Annotated in this window: 10 protein-coding genes; all 10 read left to right on the top strand. The window is 29.3% G+C overall.

Going from position 1 to position 9,195, the window contains the following annotated elements:
• Nucleotides 1-213: 213 nt before the first annotated feature.
• The 10 genes from PLW95_07310 (at nt 214) to PLW95_07265 (ending at nt 9,001) form a co-directional block, all read left to right on the top strand.
• Nucleotides 214-906 (top strand): 4'-phosphopantetheinyl transferase superfamily protein, encoded by a 693-nt coding sequence (locus PLW95_07310; protein ID HOV22461.1) that lies wholly within the window; start codon nt 214-216, stop codon nt 904-906.
• 83 nt (nt 907-989) lie between these two features.
• Nucleotides 990-2,093 (top strand): sialidase family protein, encoded by a 1,104-nt coding sequence (locus PLW95_07305; GenBank protein ID HOV22460.1) that lies wholly within the window; start codon nt 990-992, stop codon nt 2,091-2,093.
• A gap of 167 nt (nt 2,094-2,260) precedes the next feature.
• On the top strand, nt 2,261-2,425 hold the full coding sequence (locus tag PLW95_07300) for a GntR family transcriptional regulator (protein ID HOV22459.1): 165 nt from the start codon (nt 2,261-2,263) through the stop codon (nt 2,423-2,425).
• 197 nt (nt 2,426-2,622) lie between these two features.
• On the top strand, nt 2,623-3,744 hold the full coding sequence (locus PLW95_07295) for a GntR family transcriptional regulator (GenBank protein HOV22458.1): 1,122 nt from the start codon (nt 2,623-2,625) through the stop codon (nt 3,742-3,744).
• Nucleotides 3,722-4,879 carry a Xaa-Pro peptidase family protein gene (locus PLW95_07290; GenBank protein HOV22457.1) on the top strand — a complete coding sequence of 386 codons (1,158 nt, stop codon included), beginning with the start codon at nt 3,722-3,724 and terminating at the stop codon, nt 4,877-4,879. The genes PLW95_07295 and PLW95_07290 overlap by 23 nt, the downstream gene beginning before the upstream one ends.
• A gap of 86 nt (nt 4,880-4,965) precedes the next feature.
• Nucleotides 4,966-5,706 (top strand): creatininase family protein, encoded by a 741-nt coding sequence (locus tag PLW95_07285; GenBank protein HOV22456.1) that lies wholly within the window; start codon nt 4,966-4,968, stop codon nt 5,704-5,706.
• A 56-nt stretch (nt 5,707-5,762) separates the two neighbouring features.
• The gene (locus tag PLW95_07280) at nt 5,763-6,239 is read left to right on the top strand and encodes a GNAT family N-acetyltransferase (protein HOV22455.1); all 477 of its coding nucleotides are present in this window, start codon (nt 5,763-5,765) and stop codon (nt 6,237-6,239) included.
• Nucleotides 6,240-6,293: 54 nt separating this feature from the next.
• Nucleotides 6,294-7,481 carry a neutral/alkaline non-lysosomal ceramidase N-terminal domain-containing protein gene (locus tag PLW95_07275; GenBank protein ID HOV22454.1) on the top strand — a complete coding sequence of 396 codons (1,188 nt, stop codon included), beginning with the start codon at nt 6,294-6,296 and terminating at the stop codon, nt 7,479-7,481.
• 3 nt (nt 7,482-7,484) lie between these two features.
• Nucleotides 7,485-8,207, top strand: a complete 723-nt coding sequence (locus PLW95_07270) for an amidohydrolase family protein (protein ID HOV22453.1) — start codon at nt 7,485-7,487, stop codon at nt 8,205-8,207.
• A complete protein-coding gene (locus tag PLW95_07265; GenBank protein HOV22452.1) occupies nt 8,204-9,001 on the top strand; it encodes a hypothetical protein in 798 nt (265 codons plus the stop codon). Before PLW95_07270 ends, PLW95_07265 begins: the two co-directional genes overlap by 4 nt.
• The last annotated feature ends 194 nt before the right edge of the window (nt 9,002-9,195 follow it).

Below are 9,195 nucleotides of genomic sequence, written 5' to 3'. Positions count from 1 at the left end.
TATCCCTCCGCCAAAAAGCGCGTCGGACAGGCCTTTGTTAAAGGGGGAAATGACGTACCAACTCTGAAAAACAAGAAACAACCATCATAAAATTTTAACTATGAAAAGTATAAAACATATTTATTTTTTTGTCAAATTTTTGAATGGAACTGCATTTTTTAATTTTTTTATTGTCAGGTTTAAAGTTATAATAACTTAATATTGATAAAGAAAATGATAAAAAAAATTAAAGAAATTGATAATTGTTATTTTATAAAAATTGATTGTTTTTTCTTTCTTTTTTTACCTTTTTTTCTTTTTATTTTTTTCACCAGAGAAGAGAAAGAGGAATTTAAAAATTTTAAAAACAGAAAAAGGAAAATACAATTTATCTCCGGTAGAATTGTTGGAAAATTTGGTGTTTCTCAATATTTTGGCAGAGAAAAATTAAGATATAAAGAAATAAAAATAAACAGAGAGCAAAAGGGGAACGCATATTGTTTTTTGAAAAACAAAAAAATTTATCTTTCAATTTCTCATACAGATGGGATAAGTGTTGCTACCTGTGGGGATTCTAAGTTTATTGGAATAGATATTGAAAAGAAGAATAAAAATATAAAAAAAATTGCTAAAAAATTTTTATCAAAAGAAGAAATTGAGAAAACAAAAGGTATTTCATTAATTACTCTTTGGTGTGTAAAGGAAGCAGTTGCAAAAGCATTGGGGACTGGTTTTGTTTTCTCTCCAAAAGATATTTTTATTCAAAGCACAGATGGAGAAAAATTCAAAGTAAAATTAAAAGGAAAATTTTTATCTTTATTTCCTGAATTTGAAAATAAAGAAATTAAAGTTAAAACATTCAAAAAATATAATTATATCTTGGCTTTTTGTAATATAGAAGATAATACATTTCATTTAAAGAAGTGAAGAAGTTGACAGGAAAAGAAAAATGATATATAAAAATAATAAAGTATTAAATATTTTTAGAAATACTTTTTAGAAGAAAAAGAATGATAAAAGTTAAAAAATCGGGTATTGTCTATCGGAATTCAAAACCACATTTGAAAAGTTTGCATGCGTATTTCCCTTCTCTTGTACTATTACGCGATGGAGATATTCTTGTATCTTTTACCATAGGTAGTGCTTTTGATAGTGTTGATTGCCATCCTGTATATTCCCGTTCTTCTGATGGTGGAAAAACATGGGTCTTTGAAGGAGATTTGCCTGTTATCAAAAGAGATTTTATATCATCTACATGTCGTATAAGTTTATGTGCTGATGGTGAAATTATTGGGTTTGGTGCATATTTTATACGCAATAGTGATGAGCAAGAACTTCTCAATCCAGAAACAAATGGATTTGTTCCGACTGAACTTTTTTTAATTCGTTCAAAGGATAAAGGATTTATATGGACAAAACCAGAAATAATTATTCCACCAATTAAAGGACATCCTTTTGAAATCTGTTCACCTGTTGTTGCATTAACTTCAAATGAATGGTTAATTCCGACATCAACATGGAAGGGATGGAATGGGGAAGACCCAATAGGAATGAAAGCAATAGTTCTGCGTTCTTATGATAAAGGAAAAACATGGTCTGAATATTCTATTGTTATGGATGGTTCTAACAAAGAAATTGTTTATTGGGAACAAAAACTAATAAAAATTGCGAATGAACAACTTCTGTCTGTTTGCTGGACACATAATCTAAAAGACAAGAAAGACATGGAAATCCATTATGCTATTTCTCAGGATAGGGCAAAAACTTTTTCTGCCCCTCAATCAACAGGTTTGAAAGGACAGACATGTACTCCTATATATCTTGAAGATAATAAAATTTTGAGTTTATACAGAAGAACTGATAAACCAGGTTTATGGGCTAATATTTCACATTTAGATGGAAATAAGTGGATTAACGATGAAGAAGTACCTTTATGGGGCGAACATTTTTCCCAACTTACTCGTAAGCAAAGGAATATAGTGAAAGAAATGAATATTTTAAAATTTGGTTTACCAACTATTATTAAACTGAATAATAAAGAAATTTTTGCTGCATTTTGGTGTGTTGAAGAATGCGTGGCAATAATTAGATGGTTTCATATTGAAATTACATGAAGAGAAAAATTTATAAATTAACTTTGTTGAAAATTATCTTGAAAAGAATAGATTATAATGTATACAAAAAAGATGTGAAAATATATAAAAACAGAAGGAATAGCAAATTAGAAAATGACTTAACAAAAAAATAAGGATGATAAATTGAATACAAAAAGGGGAATAAAATGGAAACAAAAAAAGATAAATCAAGGGAAAAGATTAACGAATTTATTTTAAATAATAATAGTCATTTAACAGAAGAAATCCTTTGTAAAAAATTCAAGGTAAGCAGAACACCTGTGAGAGAGGTTTTAAAATATTTAGAACAGGATGGTTTTATACAAAAATAAAATAATTTTTCACATATCTATTATAAAAATAATATTTTTTCTTGGCATTATACCATATGATTTTTATAGTTTGCAGAGAAAAGGATGGTATCTTTAAAAATCTTCCCATAACAGAATTTTAGGTTCAATTTTACCTCTTGACAAAATTTTTTTTCAATGTATAATGATATCAGACAAAAAAATGAGGAAAATAAAAAATGGGAAAAATAAAAAGTAATAGTTATGTACCGTTATCAAAACAAATTAAAGAGAAACTTCTTGAAGATATAAGAAAAGGGAGAATTCTTCCAGGGGAAAAAATTCCTTCAGAAGAAAAATTAGCAGAGGAATTTGGTATTAGCAGAATGACTGTAAGAGAAGCAATAATTGAATTGATAAATGAGAACTTACTTTTTAGAATGCCAGGTAAGGGGACTTTTTTAACACAGGAATTTAATAATGGGCAAAATACAATAAAAGACCTGATTGTAATAAAAGTGCCAAATTTAAGAAACTCTTTTTATTTCCAGATAATTTCAGGAATCCAGAAAGTATTAAGCAGAGAAGGAATAGAATTTACAATTTTTTCGGAAAGAGATAACCCAATTGAAGAAAAGATATATTTAAGAAAAATTTTAAAAGAAAAAAGGAAGGGGTTATTTCTTATTTCCTCTTATTATACACATACAAACAGGTCAACAGTTGACAAAATTAGTAAAGAGATACCTATTGTAATAATAGATGTAGAAATTCCTGGTATTTCTGCAGATATAGTTATGTCAGATGACTATAAAGGGGGATTTTTAATAACAGAACATTTAATAGAACTCGGGAATAAAAAAATTTTACATTTATTAGGACCTGTTGGTGATTCAAGTGCAGATGAGAGAAGAAATGGATATATAAATGCAATTGAAAAATATAAAATAAAAGAGAAAATAATAAGATTTACAAAGTGGAGTTTAGAAGATGGATATTTTGAAACTAAAAAATATTTTTTAAACTATAATGCAGATGCAATTTTTGCCTGTAATGATGAGGTTGCAGTAGGTGCATACAAAGCACTTAGAGAATTAAATTTAAGAGTTCCTGAAGATATTTCTTTAGTGGGTTATGGAAATATGGAAGTCGGTCAGATATTAGAATCCCCTTTAACGACAGTTGACCAGCAAGCAGAGAAAATAGGGGAGAGTGCAGCAGAATTATTGATGGATAAAATAAAAGGGAAAAGAAAATTCAGTGATATTAAAAAAGTGAAAATTGATACAAAATTAATTATAAGAAAATCATGTGGTATATATGAAAAAGGAGTAAAAAATGGAAATAAAAATACCGGATAGTGAATTTGAAAAAAGATGGAAGGAAGTAGTTGAGAAAGTGAAAGCAAAAAACCTGGATATTTTGATTGTTCAATCAAATGAAGCAGATTTTGCAAATGTAAGGTATTTGACTGATTACTGGCCTATATTTGAGACATCTGGGGTTGCAATTTCTAAAAATGGGGGAATTGCACTTCTTATTGGACCTGAAAGTGAAACATTTGCAATGAATAGAAGCAGAGTTAAAAAGATATATAGAATTTTACAGTATAGAGAAAGTGCAGAACCAGAATATCCAGGGATGAAACTTGATAATTTTTCAATTGTTTTCAAAGAGATGGTTGGAGAAAAAGTAAAGAAAATCGGAATTGCTGGATACCAAATATTTCCTATACCTATCTATGAAGCAATAAAACAAGCAGAACCTGATGCAGAAATAATAAAAAGTGATGAAATAATGGTTGATATGAGAATAAAAAAAAGTGAAGTTGAAATAAAAATGATGAAAGAGGCATTTAAAATTTCAGAAATTGCATTAAAAGAAGCAATTGAGAATATGAAACCAGAAATGACAGAATTACAACTTGTTGGAATTATTGAGGAGTCCTTATATAAAAATGGAGCAGAATATGAAGGACATCCTCAGTATGTTCTTGCCGGAAAAAACTCAACAAATGCAATTGGTAGACCTTCGTATACAAAATTAGGAAAAAACAATTTAATTCAGTTAAATATTGGGGCAAGAGTAGCAGGATATTCTTCAAGTGTAGGAAGACCTGTATGTATAGGGAAAATGTCAGAAGAGATGAAAAAACTTGTCTCTGCTGGGCTTGATATGCACAAAAAAACAATTGACTGGATTAAAAGCGGAGTTAAAGCAGGGGATGTTGCTAAGAAATTTTTTGAATATGGAGAAAAAATAGGAGTTGGGAAAAATATCCTTTATGGCCCGTGTCATGGAATTGGGATGATTGAAGTTGAAAGACCCTGGATGGAAACAAACTCTGATTATTATCTTGAAGAAAATATGACATTTCAAGTTGATACATTTTTATATTGTGATGACTTTGGTTTAAGGTGGGAAAACGGTGTGATAGTAAAAAAAGAAGGTGCTGAATTATTAAGTAGTGAACTGATGAAAATAATTGAAGTGTAATGTCAAAAAATAGGAAAATTTTCCAAGCACAATGGGGTATGAGAGGGATTTTAAAATATTAAAATTGAAAATAAAGAGGGGGAGAAATGAAGTATGAAATGATGTTTCCGGACCAGATAAGAAAAGCAATAAAAGACAATACCCCAGTTGTTTTACCTGTTGGAGTCATTGAATATCATAGTGAGCATTTAGTGGTTGGTGTTGATACTTTACTAATTATAAGAGCTCTTGAAATTATTGAAAAAGAGATGGATGTTGTAATTTTACCACCTTTTTATTATGGAGCAGCAAGTTATGGTGTTGAACCACCAGAAAACAATGGAACAATTCATATACCAGGTCCTTCACTTTTCCCTTTTGCCAAAGGGCTCTTTAATGGGTTATTAAGAATTGGTTTTAGAAACATACATATTTTTATTCATCATCAGAGTGAAAATTTTGTTCAAGGTATGCCAACAGACCTCGCATTTAAATTTGCAGCAAGACAGTCAATTTTTGAGTTTATAGAGGCAAATTTAGGAGAGGGCTGGTGGGGAAAAGAAAGTTCAAAAGATTATTACACACAACAGGAGAAAGGGCAGGATCCATTTAACTGGATAAAAATTCATCCTTTTATTACAGAGGAAATACAAAAAAAATTTCCAATTGACCATGCAGGCAAACAAGAAACATCTTTGATGCTTACCTTTTGTCCTGATGGAGTTGATATGAAAAAATTTGATGAAAGTAAATGGTATTCAAAAACCGCAAAAGAAGCAAGTTTAGAATATATAAAGGAAGCGAGAGAAGAAATCCTTTCCGATATAAAAAAGATATTAAAAAATTAAGAAAAATATAAATATAAAAAATCTTAACAGATTTATTAAGAGAGGAGATGAGAAAAATGAGATGCAGAAAATTTAAAAAGGGAGATGCAAAACAAGTTTCTGAATTAATGATAAAAGCATTTAAGTCATTTTTAGGAGATAAATTAGAAAACTTCAATGAATTTTCCCCTTCTGTTTTTGAGAAAAAATCTAATTTTAAAGATGCATTTTCAGAGAGAATTTCTTTTGTTGTAGAAGATAATAAAAAGATTGTTGGTTATATAAGTGTAACAGCGGGAAAAAATGGGTTGGGTTCTCTTGAAATAGTGGGAGTTGAACCAGAGTATTTCAGTAAGGGTGTTGGAAAAATTTTGATGAAAAAAGCAGAAGAGTTTTGGGCAAGTAAAAAACAGAGGAAAATATCCACATGCGTATCTGCACATAATAAAAGGGCTTTAATTTATTATATAAAAAATGGATTTATTCCAGAAGGATATAGAAGAGACCATTTTTTTGTTGGTGTTGATGAAATAATTTTAGGGAGGTTTTTATGAAAAAAGCAGATGAAAGGAAAATTGCTAAGGAGATACAAATAGATGAGATAATAAATGGGAAAAAATTTTAGATGTGGTGTTTCCAAAGTAGATATTACACCTTCAATTGGTTGTGAAATGGCAGGTATGGGAAGAGGACATATAGCAAAAAGTATACATGATAATTTATATGCCAATATATTGATTCTTGATGATGGAAAAGAAAAATTCGCTATAGTTACTGCGGATTTAATAGGAATAGATATAGAAATTACAGAAAAAATAAAAGAACTTGTTAAGGGGAAAATTAATTTAGAGAATTTTTTAATTACTGCATCTCATACCCACTATGGACCAAATACCAGGTTTATTCTTCCTTATCCTGAAAAAGATATTTCTTATATTTACCAACTTTGCAAGAAAATTGCTAATGGTATTTGTATTGCATTGAGAAATATGAAAGAAGCAAAAATTGGTATGGGGAGAGGAGCAATTAAAGAGAGTGTAAATCGTAGAATTAACTTACCAGATGGAAGTCATCATTATCTTTATGATGAACCTCAATTACTTAAATATGCAAAAGGGCCAGTAGATGATGAAGTAGGTGTAATTTGTATTGAAGATATGAATTCAAAACCAATAGCAACTTTTTTTAATTATACATGCCACCCAATATGTCTACCAATAGATAACCTTTCTATTTCTGCTGACTATCCAGGAGTAGCAAAAAGATTGATAGAGGAAGACATTGGAGGGGTTGCTTTTTTCTCAAATGGTGCGTGTGGGAATATTGGACCTATTAGGGCTTTAGAAGGATTTCAAAGAATGGGAGAATTAGGGGAAAATTTAGCAATAGAGGTAAAAAGAGTATTAAAAAATATTAAATTTACTTCAGATGTAAAATTAAAAGTAGCAAAAAGTTTTGTTGAACTTCCCATTCGTGAGGAAATAGTTAAGCGATGGGATATGAATAGAAGGTTTAGAAATAAAAAAACAATTATTTCAGAAATTATAACTTTTTCTGTTAATAATTTGGTTTTTATTGGCATCCCAGGAGAAGCATTTGTAGAATTAGGACTTGAAATAAAGAAAAAGGCACCTTTTTCTGATACATATATTCTTTACCTTACGAATGACGATTTGTTGTATATACCTACAAAAGAAAGTTATAAAGAAGGTGGTTATGAAGTTTCAGTAGCAATGCTGGGAGAAGAAAGTTATGATATAATTTTAAACCAAACATTAAAATTAATGGAGAATTAAAAAATGATTATTGATGCTCATACTTGCTGGAATACCTATGAGATGAAAGGAATTAGAATTTCAGAAGAAGAATATATATCTGCATTAGACCAATTTGGTATTGATATGGCAATGGTTTGTTGTCCATTTTATCTTCTGACAGATGTTTCTTTAGGAAATAACAGGGTATTAAAACTTATGAAAAAATATCCTTCGCGTATTATTGGCTTTTCTACTTTAAATCCCCTATTTGGAAAAGAATCTATTGAAGAGTTAGACAAATGTATTAAAGAAGGAATGAAAGGTATCAAACTTCACTGTGACCTTTCTCAAATACCTTATAATGACCCTTTAACTTTTCCCATAGTGGAGAAAGCAATAGAATTAAATATCCCTCTTTTCTTACATACAGGGGAAGATAGTATAGAAGAAGCTAAATTTATTTCTCAAAAATATCCAGAAGCAACTTTTATTTTTGCTCATATAGGAAATACAAAATGGAAACAGATGAGTCGGTTTGCTAAAGAACAAAAAAATATTATACTCTGCCTATCAGGAACTATTTTTGAGCAAGGATTTCTTGAAGAGGCGGTCTCTAATGTAGGAGATGAAAGAGTAATTTTTGGAAGTGATTTTGTTCTTGTTAATCCAGCAATTAATTTAGGGATTATTAAAAATTCTAAACTTTCAGAAGAAAGCAAAAAGAAAATTTTAGGTTTAAATATAAAAAGGACTCTCAAATTATGATTATTGATTCAAATAGTTATCTTGGAAGATGGGGATTAAGGACAAAAGGGATAACAAAGGTAGAAGAATTTCTTAAAATTATGGACAAAAATAAAATTGATATTTCTGTTGTTACTTCAACTGTTGCATTGGTAACTGATACTAAAGAAGGTAATCTCTGGCTCATTAAAGAAATTTTTCCCTATCTTAATAGGTTTATTCCTGTTGCTTGTATTAATCCTATCTGGGGATTAAAAGAAACAATGGAATATTTTGATAAATATCCTTTTAAAATTGCAAGAATCTCTCCTTCTCTTCATAATTATTCTTTAAAAGATATTGTTTTCCTTAACCCCTTTATGGATTTATTTAAAGAAGAAAATATACCTCTTTATATAACAGTTGAAGTTTGTTATAATTTCTGCTCAATTGCAAACAAAATGGGATTTTCCCCCCCTATTTATCCTATTTCAGAAATTATAAATTTTGCAGAACAATACTCTTCACAGAAAATAGTTATATGTGGTTATGACACTCAATTATTTTCAGAGGTAAACAATCTTCTTATTCCTTCATTTAAAAAATGTAAAAACCTATTTATAGAAATTTCTGATATATTAGTTGCAGGAGTAATAGAAAAATTAGTAAAAGAAATTCCTAACCAGATTCTATTAGGAACGGGTAATGCAATAAATGAACCATCTGGTTCAATATATAAAGTAAAATTTGCTAAAATTACGGATGAAGAAAAAGAGAAAATATTGTTTAGGAATGCAGAGAAAGTTTTTTCATCAGAAAATGTAATAAAGAAATAAATTTTTAATCTTACCTCTTCTCTGTTTAAAAAAGACAATAGTTTGGATAGGATGGACCCTATAAAGAATCTCTACTTGCTACTTAAGTATGAATTGGGCTTGAATACTTACTCAGGAGGTAAATGTGGATAAATTCTTTACAAGAAGAGCATTTATTTCTGGTCTTTTACTTTCAATTTTCATTGCATATTTTG

This window comes from bacterium (assembly GCA_035370465.1).
In the GTDB taxonomy this organism is placed as follows: Bacteria; Ratteibacteria; UBA8468; order B48-G9; family JAFGKM01; genus JAGGVW01.
This window is presented reverse-complemented; position numbering and strand designations above follow the sequence as displayed.

Bases quoted from the DNA above. Each gene is read 5' to 3' on its own strand.
- PLW95_07310 (HOV22461.1), top strand. From the start codon at position 214: ATGATAAAAAAAATTAAAGAAATTGATAATTGTTATTTTATAAAAATT.
- PLW95_07305 (HOV22460.1), top strand. From the start codon at position 990: ATGATAAAAGTTAAAAAATCGGGTATTGTCTATCGGAATTCAAAACCA.
- PLW95_07300 (HOV22459.1), top strand. From the start codon at position 2,261: ATGGAAACAAAAAAAGATAAATCAAGGGAAAAGATTAACGAATTTATT.
- PLW95_07295 (HOV22458.1), top strand. From the start codon at position 2,623: ATGGGAAAAATAAAAAGTAATAGTTATGTACCGTTATCAAAACAAATT.
- PLW95_07290 (HOV22457.1), top strand. From the start codon at position 3,722: ATGGAAATAAAAATACCGGATAGTGAATTTGAAAAAAGATGGAAGGAA.
- PLW95_07285 (HOV22456.1), top strand. From the start codon at position 4,966: ATGAAGTATGAAATGATGTTTCCGGACCAGATAAGAAAAGCAATAAAA.
- PLW95_07280 (HOV22455.1), top strand. From the start codon at position 5,763: ATGAGATGCAGAAAATTTAAAAAGGGAGATGCAAAACAAGTTTCTGAA.
- PLW95_07275 (HOV22454.1), top strand. From the start codon at position 6,294: ATGGGAAAAAATTTTAGATGTGGTGTTTCCAAAGTAGATATTACACCT.
- PLW95_07270 (HOV22453.1), top strand. From the start codon at position 7,485: ATGATTATTGATGCTCATACTTGCTGGAATACCTATGAGATGAAAGGA.
- PLW95_07265 (HOV22452.1), top strand. From the start codon at position 8,204: ATGATTATTGATTCAAATAGTTATCTTGGAAGATGGGGATTAAGGACA.